The 438-nt window shown below is 57.3% G+C and carries 4 tRNA genes; all 4 read right to left on the bottom strand.

The features are described from left to right. Positions 1-49: 49 nt before the first annotated feature. A tRNA-Ser gene (locus I656_RS0117220) sits at positions 50-142 on the bottom strand. Between the two features lie 17 nt (positions 143-159). Then, positions 160-242 (bottom strand) — tRNA-Leu (locus tag I656_RS0117215). A 7-nt stretch (positions 243-249) separates the two neighbouring features. After that, a tRNA-Ala gene (locus tag I656_RS0117210) sits at positions 250-321 on the bottom strand. A gap of 4 nt (positions 322-325) precedes the next feature. After that, a tRNA-Val gene (locus I656_RS0117205) sits at positions 326-400 on the bottom strand. Positions 401-438: the final 38 nt, after the last annotated feature.

Here is a 438-nt window from a genome sequence, read left to right as displayed (position 1 = left end):
ATTGAGCTAAGTCGGCATAATAGAAACGTCAGTACAAATGACAGCTTTATGGCGGAGGAGGAGGGATTCGAACCCCCGCGGGCTGTGACACCCCTATCGGTTTTCGAAACCGACCCCTTCAGCCAGACTTGGGTACTCCTCCATAACTGTTTGGAGCGATGCGGTCGAGAGGACTTGAACCTCCACGGGGTTGCCCCCACTAGGCCCTCAACCTAGCGCGTCTGCCATTCCGCCACGACCGCGTAGAAGTGGAGCGTAGGGGATTTGAACCCCTGACCTCTTCGCTGCCAGCGAAGCGTTCTCCCCCTGAACTAACGCCCCATCATGGTGGAGTATACTGGGATCGAACCAGTGACCCCCACGCTGTCAACGTGGTGCTCTCCCGCTGAGCTAATACTCCACGTTGTTTGCCTAGCAGCGACCTACTCTTGCAGGGGC

The organism is Geobacillus sp. WSUCF1, from assembly GCF_000422025.1.
In the GTDB taxonomy this organism is placed as follows: Bacteria; Bacillota; Bacilli; order Bacillales; family Anoxybacillaceae; genus Geobacillus; species Geobacillus zalihae.
This window is presented reverse-complemented; position numbering and strand designations above follow the sequence as displayed.